The sequence below is a fragment of the Paenibacillus paridis genome, assembly GCF_006345825.1.
Classification (GTDB): Bacteria; Bacillota; Bacilli; order Paenibacillales; family Paenibacillaceae; genus Pristimantibacillus; species Pristimantibacillus paridis.
This window is the reverse complement of record NZ_VCIX01000092.1, coordinates 806,157-826,631: the sequence shown is the minus strand read 5'-3', so window position 1 is coordinate 826,631 and position 20,475 is coordinate 806,157. Positions and strand designations below refer to the sequence as shown.

The window sequence follows — 20,475 nt, the reverse complement described above, 5'->3', positions numbered from 1 at the left end:
GAACCCCGATAATTCTCGTCAATTGCAAATATGAGGCCACAACAAAAGACCCTCCTATTCGCATAGAAGGGTCTCCAATATTGCTTTTACATGCTAACGACTGCTTCAAATTTAATGGTTCAATTGAATAGCCTAGGCTTGCTGTTGACTAGTTTGCTCGTAGTAACGGCCGATCTCGATAATCAGAGCGCCCATTCTCTCCAATTCCGGCACAACCATTTGTTCGACACCGTATTGCCGCAGCGCTTCTGCCGTCACTTTGCCGACTGCGGCTGCGAGAACCGAACCTCCAAAAGCTTGATGAAGCAGCTCTTCGCGCTGCGTCTCCTTGGCAAATCGAAACAAATAATGCACTTGCACGGCTGTTGTAAAACAAACCGCATCCACTTCACCTTCGCCAAGCTCCACAAGCAGCTGTTCTACCGTATCCGATTCTGGCGGCACATGCCGGTATGGCAGAATGGCTTCGACATGTGAAGCCCCCTTTGCTCTCAAGAAGTTTACCAGCTCCGGCGCCGGCTCACCGTGCAGCTGAATCCAAACGCGCTGGCCGCTAAAATCAAAGGCATTCAAGTTTTCAATCAATCCCTGCATAGTGCCATCATCATCGCTGACAACTGCTTTGAAGCCGTTCCGCTTTAGAAAGGCGGAGGTTTTGTATCCTCTCGTTGCGATTTTGGCTTCCGCCAACCGCATACGAACGGCTTCTCCGATGCCTAGCTTATCGGCCGCAGCAACGAGACTGTCCGATCCCATGCCGGTCGTCAAGATGACCCAATCCGCGCCCTGCTCTGCAAAACCGCGAAGCGGCTCGGCGAGCAAGTCCTCATCAAACATCGTTAAACCTTGAAGTGAACGAACGATCGGCGTCCCGCCCTGCTTTTCCACAATTAGGCACATCTCGTCCGTTTTGCGAGAACCGGCGATAACAATCCGTTTATTTTCCAAAGCATTTATCCCCATAGTCTTCTAGCCACCGTACTTTCGGTATATTTGTCTAAGTCGACGTCATTATACCAAAAGCTGCCGGATTCCGCATCCCAAATGGAAGCTTAGTGTCAGGCATTTTCCCATTGCTGCTTGAAAAACAGCTCGTATACGCGGCGATATACGATTTTTAATATCATATAAATCGGAATAATGAGCAGTATGCCCAGTATGCCTGCAATATCTCCGCCAACGAGTACCAGAATAATGGTCGTCAGGGGATGAATATCGAGCTGTTTCCCAAAAACATAAGGCGCGATCAAATTATCCTGTATTTGCTGTGCGATCGTAATGATCACTACGGACCAAATCGCGGTAGACGGTGATTCAATAAAACCAATAATAACAATGGGTACGGAGGATAAAAACGATCCGATAAACGGAATAAAATTTAATATGATTGCTACAACCGTCAACAAAAGCGCATAGGGCAAATCAATGAAAAGAAACCCTACGTACATCAATACGCCGAGTGCGACATTAACAATGACCCGTCCGACGATGAAGCTGCTGAGCATATGGTCAATATCATCCAGTACCGCATTAGCATCGACTCGGAAGCGCTTCGGGATGAAGCTGACGACCTGCTCACCAAACTTCCCGCCCTCCTTCAACATATAAAACAGCAAAATCGGAAACGTAATCAACACGATGGCAAAATTGGAGAAAAAGACGAACAGTCCCGACAAATATTCGGTCAGTACGGTAAAGCCTTTATTTAAATACTCCGTCAGCTTGGAAAGCGGATTGGAATCCTGCGGCAAGAAGGACGATAGAAAGCCGTTATGCTCTAGCTCTTCCACCTGCTTGCTGAGCGCGGTGAATAGCGTGGGGGCGTTCTCGACTAAATTGATTAATTGCGTCCGCAAAGACGGCCATACCCAAAGGCAGAAACCGACCATGATAAGGGCAAACACCAAATAAATAAGCAAAATGGACAACGTACGGTTCACCTTGCGGCGCTCCATGACGTTCACGAGCGGACGCAAAAGATAATAAAAGAACCCCGAGAGCATCAGCGGAACAATAATCATGCTGAATAACGATAAAATCGGCTTAAAAATAAAATTAACCCGCGAGCCCAAATAAATAATGACAAGCACCAAAATAATCGAAATGCACCATCGGATAAAACGATTATGCTTGGCCATGCGATCACCTTCTTCTCTTTTTAGATGAATATTTAGCCAAGCTGCACAGCCCTGAAGCTGCAGCAGTCGGTCATCCCCCTCAAATCGGTTATGTACCTTATACCCGCTGTCTCATCAGGTGAATCTACCAATACAAAAAAAACCGAAGCAAGAGAGCTGTTCCGCCCCCGCTTCAGTCTTTCCTTTTTTATTCTTGCGCTCTATTTCGTGAACAGCTGCTCAGCGTCATCCAGTGCCATGCTGTGTCCGATAGAAGAATAATCGAGCCATTTTTGTCCATCGAGCACATATACGTGCTTGTTCTTTACGGCTTTCAAGTTTTTCCATACGAGGTTTTTTTCCAGCTCATCGAAATTAGCCTTGGCTTCGTTGCCTTTGCTAATAATGACGAATATCGCATCTGCATCGAAATCAGGCAATACCTCTTGAGAAATAACCGCATAAGGCTCATCGGTAATTTTCTCTACGCCGACAGCCGGATTTAATGCCAAGTCTTCAAACATAATGGGTCCTACCGGCCGCTTCATGCCCATGACCCGAAGCTCTTTCGCTGTCATGCGGATAGCCATGACCTTCGCGTCTTGCCCTAGTTCTGCGCTTATTAGCCCTTTGACACGCTCGGCTTTCTCCTCGTAGTCTTTAATGAAGGCTTCGGCCTCCTTTTCTTTGCCTACATGCTGCGCAATTCGATTCAAATGGTCGCGCCATGTCCCATTATCCATATCGATGCTAATGGTAGGGGCAATTTTCTCAAACTTCGCCAGATCATCCCCCGTATACACCTCATCGATATAAATGACATCCGGTTTAAGCGCGAGAACGGATTCCATGTCCGGGTCGGTTACGACACCGAGCTTGGATACTCCCTCCAGCTGATCAGCGACATGCGGCAAGAAGTCCTTCACATCTCCGCCAACGACCGAACCTGCAGGCTTAATCCCAAGCGCAAGCAGGTTATTGGTAATGTGGATCGACATGGAGGCAATCTTCGCATTCGCATCATGCGTTATCACATCCGATGACGATTCCGGAGCTTCGGAAGCCGCATTTGTTGGTGTGTTCGTACTGGATGAAGCCCCATTTGGAGTAGTAGACTGTCCGCAAGCAGCCAGCGCCCCTACAATCATAAGTGTGACAAGCGTGGTAAGCATTCGTTTCATCATGTTAAGAATTCCTCCGTGAGTTAGGTTTTGTGCTTAATAGCAAATATAAGAAATATGGACCGCCTATCGCCGCAACTACGACGCCTGCCGGTATCGCGTTAGGCTGGAAGATGGAACGACCGACCGTATCCGCCGTTACCAAAATAACAAGGCCGATAAGAGCGGCTATCGGCAGAAAATGGCGATGCTGCGGTCCTGCAAGCCGCCTGGCAATGTGCGGCGCAATAAGACCGATAAAGCCAATGCCGCCGGCCATGGACACGCTTGCGCAGGATAAGGCCACTGCCAAGGCTAGCATAATGACGCGGTTTCGCGTCACGTGGCTGCCTACCCCTGCGGCGGTCTCGTCACCGAGTGCGAATAAATCGAGCGACCGGGACCTCAGATAAACGATCGGAACCAGCAGTACAATCCAAGGCAGCAGCGCCCACACGTTCACCCACTCCCTGCCCCATACGCTTCCCGCTAGCCAGCGGGCGGCAAAGGAATAGGTATCCTCATCCAGACGAAGGGAAAGGAACAGCGTGAGCGCACTTACGCCAGCCTCGACCGCGATGCCGACCAATATCAAACGGATCGGAATCATGCCTTTGAAGCGGTCATAGGCCAACATGAAAATAAGGATAGAAATGACCGCTCCACCCGCGAAGGTGAACATTGGGATCAACAACGCCGTCGGCCCTTCCATATTACGAAAGAAAGATACAAACATGATCAATCCAAGGGCCGCGCCAGCATGGATGCCAAGAATGCCGGGATCAGCAAGCGAATTGCGGGAAACGCCTTGCAGTACCGCACCAGAAATGCCCAGTCCAATCCCCGCCAGAAGGGTAATGATTATCCGCGGCATGCGGTACTCAAACAGGATCAGCTGTTCATCGAAAGATCCGCCTCCGAGCAGCGTACGCCATATGGATGACGGTGACAGCCGTATCGTTCCGGTATTTAAGCTAACTACGATAACAGCAGCCGCAACCGTTATTAAAATAATGCCGACAAGAATCGCTCTCGTTGTCCTTTTCTGCTCCAGGCTCGCCATCCTACAGCTCCCTCCTTTCTTTACGGGCTAAATAAAGAAAGAACGGCACGCCTACCAAAGCAACCATAGCTCCGATAGCGAACTCTCTTGGGGGGTTGACCATGCGTGAAGCGAAATCCGCCCATACGAGCAAAATGGCTCCAAGCAGGGCAGAGAACGGAATGATTTTGCGATAATCAACGCCGATCAGCCGCCGAGCAATATGCGGAACAACCAAACCGACAAATCCGATCGACCCCGCAACCGAAACGGATGCTCCTGCAAGCACAACCGCAGCCGTCATGCCAAGCACCTTGATTTTCCCCGTATGTATGCCAAGGCTTGCTGCCGACTCGTCGCCGAGCGACAGGAAAGTGATCGATCGGCCCATCGTCGAAGCCCAAGCGATAACGATGAACACGATTGGGGCAAGCAGTTTCAAATGCTCCCACTTCACGCCTGCAACTCCGCCCGCATACCAGAATGCAAGATCCTGGCTCAAATCATAATAAATCGCGATGCCGCTGCTGAAGGAGTGAAGAATTGCCGCGACGACAGCGCCAGCGACCGTAAGTCTCAAAGAATGAAGGCCGCCCTGCGTTGCAGAGCCTAACAATACGATAAACAGCGTGCTGAGCGCCGCTCCCAGGAATGACATCAGAATGAGCTGGGAATAAGAAAGGCCCGGCCAGAAGGCAAAGCACAGGGCAACAACAAAGGCTGCTCCGGCATTTACCCCCAAAATGCCGGTATCCGCCATCGGATTGCGCGTCACTCCCTGCATAAGCGCTCCTGCCGTGGCAAAGGCCATACCCGTGACGACAGCTCCCAGCACGCGCGGCAGCCTGTATTCATGCATGATTTGATGGGCTGTCAGCTCGGGATCATAATGAAAGACCGATGACCATACCATTGCGAAGCTAAGATCCTTCGCTCCGTAGGATATCGCCAAAAATATAGACATCAACAGCGCTGCTATTGCCGCTGCAAACCATAAGCCTGTTTTCCAAGTTATATGCCCGCTCATAAGCTTGTGATCTCATAAGCCTCCTTCATCCAATAATATTGATAATCATTATCATTAGTTCATTATAGCTTACCCTCAGCTCCCGTACATGACATAAATCAAGATTCTTTCATGGATTATTTAAAGGTGATACGGCTGTCGCCCTCCTTGGCGGTGCGCCGCGTTTCATTCCGAGCAATATAAAGGAAGGATGAGCAAACTCATATCCTTTCCTATATTTCAAGATAGGCAATGCTCTGGGCTGCTACCTGAACAGCAGCAGCTCGATCTCTTCTAATTGTCGGTCAATTCCGTACGGCGCATACACGATCCACTTCTCCCACTCCAAATAAAATACCCGCTTGCTTCGAACAGCCGGATGTCCCATCCAATAGGGATTGGTTTCTATATAGCGATTCACGCGCTCACGGTCCGCTTCTGTCTCACATACGAGGAATACATAATCGGCCTCATAGTCTTTCATCTCATCGGGCTGAATCGACAGCCAATTAAAACCCGTTCCGATGGGGTGAGCAGCCTGTGCAGCCACCATTTTCTCAGGAAGCTGCAGCTGCAGCGAGCGATAAAAAACATGGCCGATATTGCGGGTTCCATACATCCGGAGGTCATTTTTTCTTGCTACGCATATCGCAACCGTGGATTCTCCAATCGCCTTCCGAAGCTTTTTGCGCAGACGTTCTGATTGGCGTTCATGGTTGTCCATCCAGTTCCTCGCCTCCAGCTTTCTATCCACCAATTCGGCGATATCCAGCATATGCTCATAAACATCCTTGCTTGCCCAAGGAATCGGAATAATTGGGGCGATATCATTAATATGTGCTTTGGCCTTTGCCAATACATTATCCTTGCATACGATTAAATCCGGTTTCATATCACTAAGCGCTTGCCGACTAACCTCCCAGGGGTCGGTTGCATGCTTAGGCAGCGTCAGCTCCTTCGTAACCAACGGCAAAAAGCGGTGCATCTGTGCGGCGCAAGGCCGCAGCCCGAGCGTAAACAAATGGTCGGTATAAGGCGATGATAGCGAAATTAGGTTTAAATCCTGCTTTTTCGTAAAAATCGAAGGCGAATAACCGCTCGTTTCCTTAAAGCGGCGGCTGAAATAAAATTCATCGTCATAGCCCACGTCTGCCGCAATATCGCTAACGGGTTTATCCGTCATCAGCAGCAGTTCCTTAGCTTTATTCATCCTCAAATGGGTGAGATACGATACGGGGGTTTTGTCCATGGAGCGCTTAAACACCTGCGAGTAATAGGACGGATGAAGCTGGGCCAGTTCGGCAAGCTTGTTCACCCGAATTTCTTCTTGGTAATGGTTTTGCATATAATCAAGTGTAAGCCTGAGCCGATCCTCCGCTTCATCCGGATCTGCCGGTTCAGCCTGGCGCAGCAGGCCTTCAAGCAAATCATACAAATAGTGCTGGCCAAGCAGGCGGCTCCGGCCTTTTCCTTGTGTTTGTTCCGAGATCAACATATAAAAATATCGTTTAAACAAACTGCCGTTTACGCTAAGCTTCCCTACCAGCGGGAAATGGAGCTCACGGCTGTAGGCCCTTCCCGCATCGGACTGCTCCTTTAAGCGATACCCATCGAAGGCAATCCAGTACAGTTCAGGGGCAGTAGCAGCCTCAAACTCTAGCTGTATGAACGAACCTAAAGCAAGCGCATAAATAGAGTCCCGCCGCAGGATCGTTTCCTGACCGTTAATCCTAAGCGTACCTTCCCCTTTAACCATATAAATGATAAAATGCCGGGCCAACGGCATTTTTCCGTCAGCCCAGCCAGGCGTTGCTATACTTTTTTCTGCATGCTCAATATCCAATATAACGTCTTGCAACCATTGATGATGATCAAGCGTGCTCATTCCAGCCGCGCTCCTCCCAGCTTCCTTCTTGCTATTCTCGACAGCAAGCGATGAAAATCATTATCAATTGTAATGAAAATCAGCTGTGATTTCAATCTTTTTAAGCGTTATATTTTTGCAAAATAATAACAGCATTATGTCCGCCGAACCCAAACGAATTGGACATTCCAATTTCCAGGGCCGCCTCGCGTGCAGCGTTCGGAACGTAATCCAGGTCACAATAATCGTCTTTCTCTTCCTGGTTGATTGTCGGAGGAATGATCCCCTCCTGCAAGCTCTTCACCAATGCGATCGCCTCCACTCCCCCGGCTGCACCCAGCATGTGGCCGGTCATCGACTTATTCGCTGTAACCGGAATGCGGTAAGCCTGCTCGCCGAACAGCTTTTTGATGGCTGCCGTTTCTGAGCGGTCTCCGATTTCCGTGCTGGTGGCGTGAGCGCTAATTACATCAATCTGACCAGGCTGCAGGTTAGCTTCTCGCAAAGCATGCTTCATTGCCTGATAAGCTCCTATTCCTTCCGGATGCGTTGCGACCATATGGTAAGCATCCGAGCTTGCGCCATAGCCAATAACCTCGGCATGAATACGAGCCCCGCGGGCAAGCGCATGAGAGAGAGTCTCCAAAATAAGAATGCCTGCGCCTTCGGCCATCACAAATCCGTCCCGAGCCGCATCGAAAGGGCGGCTTGCTTTGGCTGGCTCATCATTTCTAGTCGAGACCGAGGTAGCATTGCCGAAACTCGCCACGGAGATGTCGGTGATCGCCGCTTCCGTCCCGCCCGCGATTACCACATCCGCGCTGCCGGATCGCAGAAGCCGCCACGCTTCGCCGATCGCCGTATTCCCAATCGAGCATGCCGTAACCGGCGCAAGCGATGGTCCCTGCGTTCCGTAGCGGATACTGATCATGGCTGCTGCCATATTCGCAATCATCATCGGCACTAGCGTTGGACTTACGCGATCCGGACCCCGCTCATGCAGCACCTCAGCTTGGCTGAGCAGCGTTTGAATGCCGCCAATGCCAGAGCCTACATAGACGCCAACCCGCTCACGATCTGTTTCTTCGATGGAAAGACTTGCGTCATTTAGCGCTTGCTCCGCTGCTGCCAGTGCAAACTGAGTGAAACGGTCCATCCGGCGCGCTTCTTTCCTTCCGAACAAAGCTTCTGCATCAAATTCCTTTACGAGACCTGCAATCTTTGTTTTATGTCGGCTGGTATCGAAAGAATCGATTTGCGAGATTCCGGATGCACCATGAACCAAATTGTCCCAAAAACGCTCCACGCTATTTCCCAAAGGCGACACGACGCCCATCCCTGTAATTACTACTCGTTCCATCCTGAATCCTCCTTCATGAATACTTTGATTGATTGTAGTTTGTCATATCGGTTATCCTATTACAAGTTGTAGATTATTATAGTATAATCACTACTACTCTAACTATGGATTGCCTAAGGATGGTTGCTATGATCAATCAAGAAACAAGGCTGCAGGCCTTATCCTCCTTCTTAAAATCGAAACGCGCCAAAATTATGCCGGAAGCTGCGGGATTTCCGGCTGGCAGCCGGCGGCGAACGCCGGGCCTCAGAAGAGAAGAAGTCGCTCAGTTAGCAGGCGTTAGCCCTACCTGGTATACGTGGCTGGAGCAAGGCCGGGATATTAAGGTATCCGGTTCCGTGCTCGATTGCGTGGCAACGGCGCTGCAGCTCAATGACGATGAACGAAAATACTTATATGCGCTCGCGCTAGGTTCCGGCCCCAGCGCAGCGCCTACGGACGAGAAACATTCTGAAATCACGCCATCCTTGAACCGAATCTTGCAGGAGCTTCGTTTTTGCCCGACGATCATATCGGATCGCCGGTGCCAGATCGTCGGCTGGAACCAAGCGGCCGCGCATGTATTCATGGACTTTGAGCAAATACCCGCCGAACAGCGGAATATGATTCGGCTGTTATTTACGCGCAAGGAGTTCCGCAGGCTCGCAGGGAATTGGGAGCATTTTGTAGGCGGGTATCTCGCTATCTTTCGCGCTTATTACGGCCAATATGTACAGGATGAGTGGTACGAGCGATTCGTTGAGGAAATGAAAGGGAACCATCCGGAGTTTCAATACCTATGGGAACAAAGCCAGGTGAGTTCGGCTCCCGATGTTTTGCTCGAATTTCGGCATGCCAAGGTTGGGAAAATGCTGTTTCATCTGACCTCCTTCCAGGTTCAAGGAAATACGGATCTGAGGTGCAGCGTGTATACGCCCGCTCCTGAGTCTTCGACCGAGCTAAAGCTGGGCCGACTGCTGGAGCGGCAGGATTAACAGGATGCGGATGGATAACATGGGATGGATGGCATGCATAGCGAAGATGTTGGCTTTTCATGCTCTTGCGAAGCCTTGGAAAGAGGAATAAAGAGAAAGCCCGGTAGCTGCCGCCACCGGGTTGTTCATCGAGCTTGATGAACATTAGTAAGCTATACTGACAATTACATTTGCTTAAGCAAAATTCACGGTTCGACCGCAAATTTTGTTCACCAGCGCATGATCATGGCTAATGACGAGCAGACCAATTTGCCGCGTATGAACGATATCTAGCATCGTATGCCAAATTTGTGCTTGAGTAATCGCATCCAGCATCGTTGTCATTTCGTCTGCGATCAAAAATTTCGTCTCTGGTCCGAGCGCCCTCGCGATGCAGCAGCGCTGCAGCTCGCCGCCCGATAGTTCATTCGGATACCTCTGCAGCCAATGCTTCTGTATGCCAAGCGCTTCAAGAAGCGCTTCGTCAGGCGACCAGCCTTCTGTTACCGTCTTGGATAAGCGCCACCTCGGATTAACCGCCCGCTCAGGATGCTGAAAGATCATTTGTACAGGATGACAGCTGCCCTTATGCAGCTCATCGCCGCTTAAAATAACCTTACCCGTGATTGGCTTCATGTAACCCGAAAGCAAGCGGCCGAGCGATGTTTTGCCGCTTCCGCTAGGACCAACTAGCCCGACGACTTCTCCGGGATTTAGCGCTATCGAGAAATCATTAAACAGCCAGGGTCCATCCGCATATCGCCAGCCGAGCTGGCTTCCTTCAAGTGGCATGCAAGCACCTCACCATTCCCCCGCGAACCTCTCGCGATTCCGGCCGTTTAGTTTTGCAATCCTCCGCGTAGGAGCTGCAGCGGGCAGCGAAGAGGCAGCCTTGCACATCCGAGCTTCTTGCCGGCTGCGTGCCTGTAATCGGCTCAAAGCCATTTTGCGGCAGCGCACGCCATAGCGCCTTGGTGTAGGGATGCCGAAGCCGCTCGCCTTGCCCCTTGAAATCATCTGCTGCTGCTAGCTCAATAGCCTCTCCCGCATAAAACACCGCTACTTTATCCGCAATCCGCAGGGCAGCCTCAATATCATGCGTGATGAACAACACGGCGCAGCCGCCTTCCGCCAGCTGCTTGAAGCGTCCTAATGCCTCGGCTACATCATCGGGATGCATGCCGGGTGTGGGCTCGTCCGCAATAATGAGCCTTGTTCTTCCTAGAGCTGCGGTCGACACAAGAACCTTGCGCGCCATCCCGCCAGAGAGCTGGAAGGGAAACAGCCGAGCTACATGCTTGCCTAACTGAAAGCGCTCAAACAAGCTATCGCGCTCCTTATCCTGGACTTCCCCATCCGCTCTAGTATGCAGCTGCTTGCCTACGCGCATTAACGGGTCCAAAAAGCTAATCGATTGAGGCACAAGCGCGATTTCCCGGCCACGGTGCCGCCGGAGCAGCTTCTCATCCAGCAGTTCTCCTCCATACAAGATACTCCCGGTTGTCTCCACATTTTTGGGCAAGATGCCCATAATGGCATGCGCGAGCAAGCTTTTTCCAGAGCCGCTCGCTCCGACAACCGCTACAATCTCGCCTTCGTTAATGGCAAAGTCCAGCTCATCAACAACCGTAATCCTTTGCTGCACGCTGCCTTTCACGTACTGAACGAAGGAAATCGATAATTTATTCACCTCGAGAAGAGGCATAGCTCCCCCTCCTTCCCATGCTATCATTGCTTATAAATGTGCGTTGCGCGGATCCACTAACTGCCGCAAATAATGGCCAAGCTTGTCGAAGGCCCGAACGGTTGCCAGCAAACCGAGTCCCGGAAAGACAGCAAGCCACCACATGCCCGTCGATAAATACCGCATTGATTCCGAGAGGATGATGCCGATCGCCGGCTGATGGGGCGACATGCCAAGACCAAGAAAGGTGACCGCCGCCTCATGCAATACCGCATGCGGAAAGAGCAGCAAAAAACCAACCAACAGTTGAGGAAGCAAATGAGGTGCAAGATGGCGGGTAGCCACCCAATAGCTGGACTTGCCGAGCTTCCTCGATACAAGCACGTATTCCGCCGACATGAGCTGAAGGGCCTCGGCACGGATAAGCCTAGCCAAGCTCGGCCAATGCGTCAGCATAATGCCAATAGCCACCCCTTTCAAGCCTCCTCCGCATACAAAGGCAATCAGAATCAGCATAACGAGATGCGGGACGCTGAGAAAAACATCGATCAGCCAAGTGATGATACGGTCAGCCGTCTTCCCAAGCGTAGCAGCCATGAGCCCCATAACCGCTGCAATAATAACACTGCATGCTGCACCGAGCATGCCAACTTGGATGCTCAAAGCAAGGCCCTTCACTGTGCGCGAGAGCATATCCCGCCCGAGCCAATCGGTACCGAACAAGTGAGCAAGCGTAGGTGGCAGGTTCCTGTTGTCAAGCTGAACAGAGAGCCCTGCTGAACCAAGCAGCCAGCTTCCAATCCCAATGGCAGCAAGGAGCAAAGCCGCTCCTGCTGCCGAGAAATAAGCCCGTTTCCTTACATTCCATCCGTTTCTGGTCTTCCTTTGATGAACGGCAGCAAGCTGGCTCATGCCCTCTCCTCCTTCCGGTACCGCAGCCTAGGATCTACCATGCGGTAAAAGTAATCAGCCAGCGCATTTCCTGTAAAGACAAACAGAGTACTGCATAAAACAAGCCCCATTAGCAGCGGCACATCGCCTCGAAGCCCCGCTTCTACAGTCGCTTGCCCAAGGCCAGGATACGAGAATACCTGCTCGGCGAGCACTGCCCCGCCAAACAGCTCACCGAAGGAAGCGAATTGAAGCGTAATCGCAGGCAAAGCTATATTTCGCAGGCCATGCCTTAGAAGCAAACCTAAACCTCGTTCTCCTCTTGCCTTAGCGAACAAAATAAAATCGCTATCCATCACATCGATAAGCTTCTGGCGGGTATGCAGCGCGATAGGCGCAATGCCAACGACGCTAAGCGTTAGAACGGGCATGACCATATGGCGGAGCCGGTCAGCCCATGTTACATTCTCAGCAAGTACGCCAGCCGGAACGCCCATCCCCACCGGAAGCCAGCCGAGCCACACTGCAAAAATCATCATAAGCAGCAATCCAATCCAAAATGAAGGCGTAGAAGCAAGCGTGTAGCAGTAACTCTTGATTAGTCGGTCCAACCATGAGTCTTTCCGCATAGCTGCCGCCACTCCCGCGATAAAACCAATGACGCCAGAGAGCAGCCAAGCGAAAGCCATGAGCAACGCGGAATGCATAAACCGTTCAGCAATGACATGGGTAACGGGCTCACGGTAAATCATAGACGTCCCCATATCCCCTTGAAGCAAAGCTGATGTCCATTTTATAAAACGCTCCGGAAACGGGCGGTCAAGCCCCCAATAGGCCGCAATTTCCTGCCGCTGTTCCGCACCGACACGCATCACATCCGCACCGATATAAGATTGTACGGGGTCAATCGGCGACATTGCTACGAGCGCGAATGTAATGATGCTGACCGAAGCCAGCAGCGCAGCTAAGCGAATGAGCTTTTTTCCCGCAAATACCATGATGCCATTGATCATACGAAAACCTCTTCCTACCCGTTACTCTTTCCAATTCCAGCTCTCAATGTTGTCCGTTACCGGCCATCCGTGGCCATGCGGTTGAATGCGCTGCTTGCCAATGCTGAGCCCATCCTTGACCAAGTAAAGATGGTCAATATTGACAAGCCATGCCCATGGGGCATCCCCTTTCACACTGAGCCCTGTCTGCCCGTCCCATTGCGCTTTCTTCCAATAAGAGAGGGATTCTTCCTCTGTGCGAGCCTCCAGCGCCTGCTTGAACAGCTTATCCACAGTCGGATTGCTGTAAAATCCAGTATTATAATAATCAACGCCGCCGAAGGCACTGCTGTAAAGATTGAACATTTCAAGCGGATCATGGCTGCCCCACCCTAATAGGATCGCATTGGCATGCATCAGCTTTTCAATTTCGTCCCAGCTCTTGCCTTCCACTTGGATATGAATGCCGATGGCTTGTACCATATCTGCAGCAGCCAGTGCCAGTGATTGGCGCGTCACGTCTCCGGAAGGATAAATCAGCGTAAATTCCGCTTTTAAACCTTCTTTTTCCACGATGCCGTCCTTATCGCTATCCGACCAGCCGCCAGCTTCCAATATTTTTGCCGCAGCCCCAGCGTCATGATCTGGAATGACCGTCTCTTCGTTCCACCACGGGAGTCCATCGTTCGCTGTATAAGCCGGCGAGCCATGCCCCTCTAAAATACCATCCACCAGTTGCTGGCGATTGATCACCGTATTAATCGCCTTCCGGATGGCCACATCTGCGGTTACGTCGTTGCCGATGGGGTAACCTTCTTCGGTCTTGCCACCCGCTTTGACATAAGGAAAAGCAATTCCTCGGTTATCGACGCTCTTTACCGCCTCAAGACCCATGCCAGTCACGCTTTGGTTACTGAAGGCAGACGGAATATAAGCAACATCGACGCTGCCTGCTTTTGCAGCTGCAAAAGCGGCGTCCTCATTCAAAAATAAGAACGTGAGCTTATGAAAGTAGGGCTTTTTGCCATAGTAGTTTTCATTCGATTCTACGATAAGCTGCTGACCCCGGTCCCATTGCACAAATTGATAAGGACCTGATCCTATGGGATGCTCGGAATAGCCGCTGCTGTACGCGTGCTTAGGCACAATTCCCGTGGTAATAAGATAATAAACGAAAGTGGATTGCGGTTTGTTGAGCTGAAAGACCACTTCGTTATCTGCCGCTTCTACGCTCGCTAAGTTCGTAAGATCGATAGCTGCCCCACTTGCCGCAGCCGTATCGAAAGTAAATTTGACATCCTCCGCCGTGAGCGGCTTACCATCGGAGAACGTAACATCGTTACGAAGCGCAACCGTCCACGTTTTTCCATCTTCGCTTATTTCGTAGCCCGTCGCCAGATCGTTCACAATCTTCAAATCATCATCGCGTTTAAGCAATGTGCTCTGAAACAATGGTGAACCATAGCGGCCCCAGCCTTTAATTGGATCGAAGCCGGTGTCGGGCTCCGCGCCTATCGCCACCACAAGCTCATCCGATTTTGCCGAATGACTTGACGGTTCGGATTTTGGCTTTGCAGTACTGCATCCGGATACGAAGAGCAATATGACCAATGCGCACGTTATACTTCTTAAAAGCCCTATCAAATAGCCCACCCCATCAATATGTTAAGTTAAGTAACACGAATATGGGATATTGTAACACGATTCAAGAAGAATAGCATCATATTTCCACTAGAAAATCTAATAAAATACAATTAAAAAGAGACTATCTCACATGATCGAAAGCAATCAAGCGGAAAGTCTCTTGTTAGGGATGTTGGTAGCTATGTATGAGTTTAAGCGAACGTAAATACAATGGCGTGCTTACAGCCTCCTCTCAACGCAGGCGCTAGTTCGATTCGACGCGGTTAGAACGTATTTGCGCTTACAGACACTAACCTGCTCTTGAATAAGGGCTGTAAGAACACATACGTGCTTACAGAAACTCAAACCATCGTAGTGAACACCAACATTAATGAAAAAAATCAATTAAGCATTAGGTATGCTTGTGCTCTTTAGCAGGATCATGTTTGTCTGCATAGGTGACGGAAAGCTCAGCGTAAATGACCCCTTTCTGCGTCTGGATCTGCTGATGTAGGGAGCGAAGACGGGACAGTTCTCCCCTAACCACGATTACTTCCAGACATTGGTCGTGATTCAAATGGACATGCATGTTCGAAATAATATCATGATGAAAACGGTGCTGAACCTCCATGAGAACGATCGGAAGATCGCTTACATGATGATCATACACGAGGACAATCGTGCCCGCTACATACTCTTGTCCATTCATCCGAGCAGGTTCCAGCAAGGCTCTGCGGGCCAAGTCACGAATCGCCTCCGAGCGATTCGTATAACCTTGCTCGTCAATATAGCGGTCGAACTGATCGATTAACGGTGCCGGGAATGATACCCCGAACCGTACCAGCTCATCTTTTTCAGCCATAAGCTCACCCTGCCTATATCTTTTTTTTATCTTATTGTTTCTTAAAAAGCCACGCAGAAATGCACGCGCTCAGATATCAGCAAATGAACTCAACACTAACGCTCACCTAAGACGATCGTTTCTCGGAAATGGGGTAATCGATGACAATGACATTTTCGATAAGACCATCCAGCATGCTCACAAAACGCTGGTGAGCCGGATGCGGGCCATAAGCCAGCAACGCTTGCTGATCAGTGAAAGTCACTCGCAAACCTAAGGTATACCCTTGGATATTCTCAGTTTCCGTCGTTTCATTACGGCCAGCCGTCAGCTCTACAATGCCCGAAATCTCGGATGGAAGCCCATACAATGCATCTAGCAGCTCTTTTTCCTTGCTTGCGGTCAGCGCCTCTTTAAACTTAAATGATACCAAATGCTCTACCATTATAGTCCAATCTCCTCTCATTCTGTTCAAGCGTCATTTCTCCCTATCATATCATGGACAATGATCCTCGTGTTATAATGACTGCAATTGTAGTGAAACTTCGATCGCAAGGAGACAAGCAACCATGAACATCCAAGTAGAGCAAGCTCTAGGAACCGTATTAAAAAATTGGAGAGCGATGACCGTCGCGGACATGGATGAAGCGGAGGGCTCTGCCGATCAATTCGAAGCTTCTTTTTATAGCTTTATTGATACGGTTCGAGAGTGGGCCACTGCGGAGCTAAAACCATTTCCTCAGACCATTGAACAGTTTCTCGCGCTGCCGCCGATTCTTTCCATTTTGGATAAGCTTCCCGCACCGCTTCATCTTAATTTTGAGACGGAGGCTGAACTTATCATGGACAACATTATTCGAGTTGATGATGAGAAATACGATTAGCCTCACCGCCCCATTTACGATCATGATCCTTTCAATCCCAAACTCTCATAAAAATGCAATAATTCGATGACCATCGCGCCCATCCGTTCTTTTTCCGGCACGATAATCCGTTGTACGCCGAACTCCTTCAATGCCGAAGCAGTCACCTTGCCGACGGCCACAGCAAATACTTTTCTTTCAAACGCATCAACTAATTGCTCCAGCCGCCCCTGTTCTAACGCATAGCTGAACAAATAACGCACTTGCACAGCTGTCGTAAAACATACGGCGTCGACAACCCCGTACTCAAGCTCAGAGAGCAGCAGCTCCAGCGTACTCCACTCAGGCGGCGTATGGCGATAAGGAAGAACCGTATGCACGCACAAAGCTCCTTTGTCCTGCAAAAACCGCTCCAGTTCGGGCGCTTCCTCCCCATGCAGTTGAACCCACACCCGTGCACCCCGAAAGTCTATCGTGCCTAAATTTTTCATAAGACTTTCCACTGTTCCATCTTCATCATTTACCGCTGCTTGAAGTCCATACTTCTTGAGGAAAGCCGTTGTTTTATAACCTCTTGTTGCTATTTGCGCTTGTGACAACGACGCCAGTAGCGCTTCCCGAAATCCTAGCGCCTCTGACGATTGAACCATTCGCTCAGCTCCTAATCCCGTGGTCATAATAACCCAATCCGCGCCTTCAGCAGCCAATTTCCGTAAAGGCTCCGCTATGAAATTTTCATTAAAAACCGTTAAGCCCTGCAAAGATCGCACTCGCGGCAGCCCTCCTTGTTTCTCAATGATCATGCTCATTTCTTGTGTTTTTTGTGAACCGGCGATAACGATCCTTTTTCCGCTTAAGGCTGATTTCCTCATATAATGTGCTCTCCATCCATTAATGATAATGGATTAATGATAGTTGCCCGGTTGCCGTTTGTGACCCTCCAATCCCGCTAGCTTTCAACCATCCATTCGCAGTAAAATCCGAGTCTCCTCCAAAATTGGAGGGGGAATCATACTTCCAATTGGATCTGTACATCTTATACAATATCCGTTACGGTTAATAAAGAAATCAAACACAGAAATCATCATTCGCAGAGGGTGTCGGTAGGTTATGTGGAAACCAGATCGTTCAGCTCAAACTCCCCTATACCAGCAAATTGTCGATCATATTGAGCGTGCGATTTCCTATGCCGAGCTGCCCCCGGGAAGCTCACTTCCCTCCGAGCGCAAAATGGCAGAGCAGCTTGGCGTCAATCGGAGCACCATCATCCAAGCCTACGAGGAACTGCGCGCCTCGGGACTCGTGGAGAGCATCGTTGGCAGCGGTACGCGCGTTAGCTTAACCAAATGGGGGATTTCGCCAACCCACACGCCTAACTGGCGCCAATATACAGAAGGCGGTACATTCTTGCCGAATCTTCCGCTCATGAGGCGCATTCGGGAAGTTACGCTAAATAGCCCTACGGTCATTAACATGGCAAGCGGAGAGCTGTCGTCCGATTTATTTCCCAACGAGACGGTAAGCAGCATTTTACGTGAGCAGCCCTTTCAAGAGCATTTGGGCTATGATGACCCTCAGGGCTACGAACCATTAAGAAAATCGCTCGTTCATATGCTAAAGCAACATAACGATATACAAACCACGGAATCAGCAATGCTGATTACCTCCGGTTCACAGCAGTCCTTATATCTGATTACGCAATGCCTGCTCTCTCCTGGCGATGCCGTTGCTATTGAAGATCCCTCTTACAGCTATTCCTTGCCCATGTTCCAATCTGCCGGATTGCGGATTTACCGCCTTCCTGTTCACGAGGATGGCATTGATCCCGATGATATTACGGATTTATACCGAAAACACCGTATACGCATGGTGTTCCTGAATCCTAACTATCAGAATCCAACCGGAACCACGCTGAGCGTAGCCAAAAGAAAACAACTGCTGAGCATTGCCGCCGAGCTGCGCGTGCCCATTGTAGAGGATGATCCCTTCAGCCTTACTGCTTTTGACGGAAACGTTCCACTCCCTCTGAAAGCAATGGATACGGACGGAATCGTGCTCTATATCGGGTCGTTGTCCAAAATAGCCGCCTCCGGCCTGCGGATTGGCTGGATGGTCGCCCCGCAATCCGTGATCGAGCGGCTAACCGATGCCCGGCAGCAAATGGATTTTGGCTTAAGCATTATGTCTCAATGGGTAGCGGAACGGCTGCTGACTTCTGAACAATTCGAGCCGCATCTTGCACAATTGCGTCACTCCTTGTTTCAGAAGCAGCAAATGATGGTCCAAAGCTTGCAGGAAGTGCTTCAGGACAAAGTCATCTTCACCCCTCCGCTCGGCGGCTTGAATCTATGGTGCAAAATTAATCAACGCATCGAGGATGGCAAGCTGCTGGAGGAAGCGATGAAACGAGGCGTAGCATTCGTGCCCGGCAGCGTCTACGGTTCAGAGTCCGGGCATGTTCGACTTAGCTATGCAAAGCCGCAGTTAGATGAGATTCGCCCGGGTATCCTGGCTTTTTCAGAAGCATTGAAGCAGCTTTGAGTTTTTTTAGGGGAAGGAGGCTAATACGATGACTTATATTATTATCTTAAGCGCGTTGTTCTTTGGCGGTATCATCTACATTATGATGGCTGGCGCAGGCATTATTAGAGACGATGAGCATATTCAGGATCAATATTTGAAGCAGTTGAATGATACTCAATCCTAAGCTGAATAGCTAAGCAGCAGGCCCGTTAGTTACCCAACCCTGTCTACTGCTTAGCTTTCCTACTAGCATGCTATACTGCTTTCTCCCGTTTAAGTTTGTCCTCATTGATTTCTTTGATTTACCTTCGCAATTAAAGTTAACCGTAATTTATCAAAATCAATATTGGAGAAGGTGGAAACAACGATGCTTACCGAGTAATACCTTCCCAGCATTCGATCTGTAGCTTCAAAAAAAGACCGCTTCCCGTGCTCTATAGCTCCAATTCCCAACTTAGTAACGCCATTTTCCGAATAGAACTCGATCTGATTAATGGTATCCAAATCAATACGTTTGCGACCGAATAGCCACTTGTATTCCAAGTATTCATCATTAATAATGAGGTACGGTTTATTAAAGAAAGCTAATGCAAGCCAAGAGTATAGGATAAGGATCATAAACACGTAAAAAAAAAGTTTTAGACTGAGTTTTACACTGTCATCATTCAGAATCAGAATGAAACCTAGCAACATGGTTACCAAAAATCCATATAAGAGATGAAATGACCATTTTAGCTTGGCCTGTTTATGTAGCGGCAAAGAGTATAAGCCATTATTTTCAGTTATTAAATCTTTCATTGGACTTCTCCACCCTCTTTTAACGGTCGCATTATTCCTTTTTTAGAACGAGCATTTCAAATATTTTGTTGCGAAAAAGAGTAAACCTGAGATATAGAATGAGTTCATACTATGAATTTTCATCTAAGTTATAGGTTATCATAGGCCCTTTACTTTTTGGTGTCCAGCCCCGAGACAAAGCATCCTCAATGATCAACGATATTTCTGATGGCTTAAGAAGCTTCAAATTTAAATCTTCTACATAAGGGAACTCTACCCAAAACTCATTGATTTCTGATTTTAGGTACACTCTAATTTTTTGCCCCTTAACCTCTTCATGCTCTACGGTAAGCGCTAATTGGCCCTTTGTAGCTGGGGAAATTACGTAGGCGTATCTTTCCTCTCCCACTGTGATTTTCTTTGATCTTTTTTTATTCATTGTCACTTTATCACCGCCTGTTTTACCATAATTCGTAGAAATATGATTATACATCACAGCTGGTTGCAAGAGATAACTTGTCAGATGATTAGAAAATGAAATCTAGGAAATAACGGGATTTTGTCCCGTTAAATTAAACCCTCCGAAGCACTTGTGTAAATTAGAGGGAATTTCTCACGTTAATTCCTCCTCTAATTCTGCTATTGCCTCAAAAGGCTGGATTTATATGGAAAAATTCCTGCTAATTCATAAAAAGGATCGACAAAGGCTTATTTAGAAGGAGAAATTCCCGCTAATTGAACGGAAGGATTAAAGTTACTCCAGCAACGGTGGCAGCAGT

At 49.2% G+C, this 20,475-nt stretch carries 21 protein-coding genes; 4 read left to right on the top strand and 17 right to left on the bottom strand.

The genetic code is table 11. From position 1 onward, the window contains the following. Positions 1-132: 132 nt before the first annotated feature. The 7 genes from FJQ58_RS25495 to fabF all read right to left on the bottom strand — a co-directional run bounded on the left by FJQ58_RS25495 (position 133) and on the right by fabF (position 8,549). Entirely contained in the window at positions 133-963 is an 831-nt protein-coding gene (locus tag FJQ58_RS25495; RefSeq protein WP_139997621.1) for a uroporphyrinogen-III synthase, read from the bottom strand. 95 nt (positions 964-1,058) lie between these two features. After that, a complete protein-coding gene (locus tag FJQ58_RS25490) occupies positions 1,059-2,138 on the bottom strand; it encodes an AI-2E family transporter (RefSeq protein WP_139997619.1) in 1,080 nt (359 codons plus the stop codon). A 200-nt stretch (positions 2,139-2,338) separates the two neighbouring features. Further along, complete coding sequence (locus FJQ58_RS25485) at positions 2,339-3,298, bottom strand: ABC transporter substrate-binding protein (protein ID WP_140000082.1); 960 nt, start codon at positions 3,296-3,298, stop codon at positions 2,339-2,341. A 4-nt stretch (positions 3,299-3,302) separates the two neighbouring features. Beyond that, a complete protein-coding gene (locus FJQ58_RS25480; RefSeq protein WP_139997617.1) occupies positions 3,303-4,340 on the bottom strand; it encodes a FecCD family ABC transporter permease in 1,038 nt (345 codons plus the stop codon). Position 4,341: 1 nt separating this feature from the next. Further along, complete coding sequence (locus tag FJQ58_RS25475) at positions 4,342-5,346, bottom strand: FecCD family ABC transporter permease (protein ID WP_139997615.1); 1,005 nt, start codon at positions 5,344-5,346, stop codon at positions 4,342-4,344. 244 nt (positions 5,347-5,590) lie between these two features. Continuing rightward, positions 5,591-7,210, bottom strand: coding sequence for a helix-turn-helix domain-containing protein (locus tag FJQ58_RS25470; protein WP_139997613.1), 1,620 nt, complete (start codon positions 7,208-7,210; stop codon positions 5,591-5,593). A gap of 100 nt (positions 7,211-7,310) precedes the next feature. Then, positions 7,311-8,549, bottom strand: coding sequence for a beta-ketoacyl-ACP synthase II (gene fabF / locus FJQ58_RS25465; RefSeq protein WP_139997611.1), 1,239 nt, complete (start codon positions 8,547-8,549; stop codon positions 7,311-7,313). Positions 8,550-8,680: 131 nt separating this feature from the next. On the opposite strand from fabF, the gene FJQ58_RS25460 reads away from it, so the two are divergent. Next, positions 8,681-9,523, top strand: coding sequence for a helix-turn-helix transcriptional regulator (locus FJQ58_RS25460; protein ID WP_140000080.1), 843 nt, complete (start codon positions 8,681-8,683; stop codon positions 9,521-9,523). A gap of 174 nt (positions 9,524-9,697) precedes the next feature. On the opposite strand, the gene FJQ58_RS25455 is transcribed toward FJQ58_RS25460, so the two are convergent. From FJQ58_RS25455 to FJQ58_RS25425, 7 genes are all read right to left on the bottom strand, one after another. Continuing rightward, positions 9,698-10,294, bottom strand: coding sequence for an ABC transporter ATP-binding protein (locus tag FJQ58_RS25455; RefSeq protein WP_139997609.1), 597 nt, complete (start codon positions 10,292-10,294; stop codon positions 9,698-9,700). After that, a complete protein-coding gene (locus tag FJQ58_RS25450; RefSeq protein ID WP_139997607.1) occupies positions 10,284-11,207 on the bottom strand; it encodes an oligopeptide/dipeptide ABC transporter ATP-binding protein in 924 nt (307 codons plus the stop codon). The genes FJQ58_RS25455 and FJQ58_RS25450 overlap by 11 nt, the downstream gene beginning before the upstream one ends. 30 nt (positions 11,208-11,237) lie before the next feature. After that, positions 11,238-12,098, bottom strand: coding sequence for an ABC transporter permease (locus tag FJQ58_RS25445; protein WP_139997605.1), 861 nt, complete (start codon positions 12,096-12,098; stop codon positions 11,238-11,240). Further along, entirely contained in the window at positions 12,095-13,090 is a 996-nt protein-coding gene (locus tag FJQ58_RS25440; protein WP_139997603.1) for an ABC transporter permease, read from the bottom strand. The genes FJQ58_RS25445 and FJQ58_RS25440 overlap by 4 nt, the downstream gene beginning before the upstream one ends. A gap of 21 nt (positions 13,091-13,111) precedes the next feature. Continuing rightward, entirely contained in the window at positions 13,112-14,680 is a 1,569-nt protein-coding gene (locus tag FJQ58_RS25435) for an ABC transporter substrate-binding protein (protein ID WP_238404344.1), read from the bottom strand. Positions 14,681-15,104: 424 nt separating this feature from the next. Continuing rightward, positions 15,105-15,554 carry a nickel-responsive transcriptional regulator NikR gene (gene nikR / locus FJQ58_RS25430; protein ID WP_139997599.1) on the bottom strand — a complete coding sequence of 150 codons (450 nt, stop codon included), beginning with the start codon at positions 15,552-15,554 and terminating at the stop codon, positions 15,105-15,107. A 106-nt stretch (positions 15,555-15,660) separates the two neighbouring features. After that, positions 15,661-15,978: a Dabb family protein gene (locus FJQ58_RS25425; RefSeq protein WP_139997598.1), complete on the bottom strand. Its 318-nt coding sequence runs from the start codon at positions 15,976-15,978 to the stop codon at positions 15,661-15,663. Positions 15,979-16,102: 124 nt separating this feature from the next. On the opposite strand from FJQ58_RS25425, the gene FJQ58_RS25420 reads away from it, so the two are divergent. Continuing rightward, on the top strand, positions 16,103-16,417 hold the full coding sequence (locus FJQ58_RS25420; RefSeq protein ID WP_139997596.1) for a hypothetical protein: 315 nt from the start codon (positions 16,103-16,105) through the stop codon (positions 16,415-16,417). Between the two features lie 20 nt (positions 16,418-16,437). Here FJQ58_RS25420 and FJQ58_RS25415 read toward each other — a convergent pair whose 3' ends face one another. After that, positions 16,438-17,268 (bottom strand): uroporphyrinogen-III synthase, encoded by an 831-nt coding sequence (locus FJQ58_RS25415; RefSeq protein ID WP_139997594.1) that lies wholly within the window; start codon positions 17,266-17,268, stop codon positions 16,438-16,440. A 238-nt stretch (positions 17,269-17,506) separates the two neighbouring features. On the opposite strand from FJQ58_RS25415, the gene pdxR reads away from it, so the two are divergent. After that, a complete protein-coding gene (gene pdxR / locus FJQ58_RS25410; RefSeq protein ID WP_139997592.1) occupies positions 17,507-18,937 on the top strand; it encodes a MocR-like pyridoxine biosynthesis transcription factor PdxR in 1,431 nt (476 codons plus the stop codon). Positions 18,938-18,965: 28 nt separating this feature from the next. After that, positions 18,966-19,103, top strand: a complete 138-nt coding sequence (locus tag FJQ58_RS32430; RefSeq protein WP_161601274.1) for a hypothetical protein — start codon at positions 18,966-18,968, stop codon at positions 19,101-19,103. Positions 19,104-19,204: 101 nt separating this feature from the next. Here the strand turns inward: FJQ58_RS32430 and FJQ58_RS25405 are convergent, their stop codons facing one another. Next, positions 19,205-19,717 (bottom strand): hypothetical protein, encoded by a 513-nt coding sequence (locus FJQ58_RS25405; protein ID WP_139997590.1) that lies wholly within the window; start codon positions 19,715-19,717, stop codon positions 19,205-19,207. Positions 19,718-19,826: 109 nt separating this feature from the next. Next, positions 19,827-20,135 carry a hypothetical protein gene (locus FJQ58_RS25400; RefSeq protein WP_238404437.1) on the bottom strand — a complete coding sequence of 103 codons (309 nt, stop codon included), beginning with the start codon at positions 20,133-20,135 and terminating at the stop codon, positions 19,827-19,829. Positions 20,136-20,475 lie beyond the last annotated feature (340 nt).

What these genes read in the sequence shown, in the direction of transcription:
- FJQ58_RS25495 (WP_139997621.1), bottom strand. Translation starts at nt 963, where the DNA reads ATGGGGATAAATGCTTTGGAAAATAAACGGATTGTTATCGCCGGTTCT.
- FJQ58_RS25490 (WP_139997619.1), bottom strand. Translation starts at nt 2,138, where the DNA reads ATGGCCAAGCATAATCGTTTTATCCGATGGTGCATTTCGATTATTTTG.
- FJQ58_RS25485 (WP_140000082.1), bottom strand. Translation starts at nt 3,298, where the DNA reads ATGAAACGAATGCTTACCACGCTTGTCACACTTATGATTGTAGGGGCG.
- FJQ58_RS25480 (WP_139997617.1), bottom strand. Translation starts at nt 4,340, where the DNA reads ATGGCGAGCCTGGAGCAGAAAAGGACAACGAGAGCGATTCTTGTCGGC.
- FJQ58_RS25475 (WP_139997615.1), bottom strand. Translation starts at nt 5,346, where the DNA reads ATGAGCGGGCATATAACTTGGAAAACAGGCTTATGGTTTGCAGCGGCA.
- FJQ58_RS25470 (WP_139997613.1), bottom strand. Translation starts at nt 7,210, where the DNA reads ATGAGCACGCTTGATCATCATCAATGGTTGCAAGACGTTATATTGGAT.
- fabF (WP_139997611.1), bottom strand. Translation starts at nt 8,549, where the DNA reads ATGGAACGAGTAGTAATTACAGGGATGGGCGTCGTGTCGCCTTTGGGA.
- FJQ58_RS25455 (WP_139997609.1), bottom strand. Translation starts at nt 10,294, where the DNA reads ATGCCACTTGAAGGAAGCCAGCTCGGCTGGCGATATGCGGATGGACCC.
- FJQ58_RS25450 (WP_139997607.1), bottom strand. Translation starts at nt 11,207, where the DNA reads ATGCCTCTTCTCGAGGTGAATAAATTATCGATTTCCTTCGTTCAGTAC.
- FJQ58_RS25445 (WP_139997605.1), bottom strand. Translation starts at nt 12,098, where the DNA reads ATGAGCCAGCTTGCTGCCGTTCATCAAAGGAAGACCAGAAACGGATGG.
- FJQ58_RS25440 (WP_139997603.1), bottom strand. Translation starts at nt 13,090, where the DNA reads ATGATCAATGGCATCATGGTATTTGCGGGAAAAAAGCTCATTCGCTTA.
- nikR (WP_139997599.1), bottom strand. Translation starts at nt 15,554, where the DNA reads ATGGCTGAAAAAGATGAGCTGGTACGGTTCGGGGTATCATTCCCGGCA.
- FJQ58_RS25425 (WP_139997598.1), bottom strand. Translation starts at nt 15,978, where the DNA reads ATGGTAGAGCATTTGGTATCATTTAAGTTTAAAGAGGCGCTGACCGCA.
- FJQ58_RS25420 (WP_139997596.1), top strand. Translation starts at nt 16,103, where the DNA reads ATGAACATCCAAGTAGAGCAAGCTCTAGGAACCGTATTAAAAAATTGG.
- FJQ58_RS25415 (WP_139997594.1), bottom strand. Translation starts at nt 17,268, where the DNA reads ATGAGGAAATCAGCCTTAAGCGGAAAAAGGATCGTTATCGCCGGTTCA.
- pdxR (WP_139997592.1), top strand. Translation starts at nt 17,507, where the DNA reads ATGTGGAAACCAGATCGTTCAGCTCAAACTCCCCTATACCAGCAAATT.
- FJQ58_RS32430 (WP_161601274.1), top strand. Translation starts at nt 18,966, where the DNA reads ATGACTTATATTATTATCTTAAGCGCGTTGTTCTTTGGCGGTATCATC.
- FJQ58_RS25405 (WP_139997590.1), bottom strand. Translation starts at nt 19,717, where the DNA reads ATGAAAGATTTAATAACTGAAAATAATGGCTTATACTCTTTGCCGCTA.
- FJQ58_RS25400 (WP_238404437.1), bottom strand. Translation starts at nt 20,135, where the DNA reads ATGAATAAAAAAAGATCAAAGAAAATCACAGTGGGAGAGGAAAGATAC.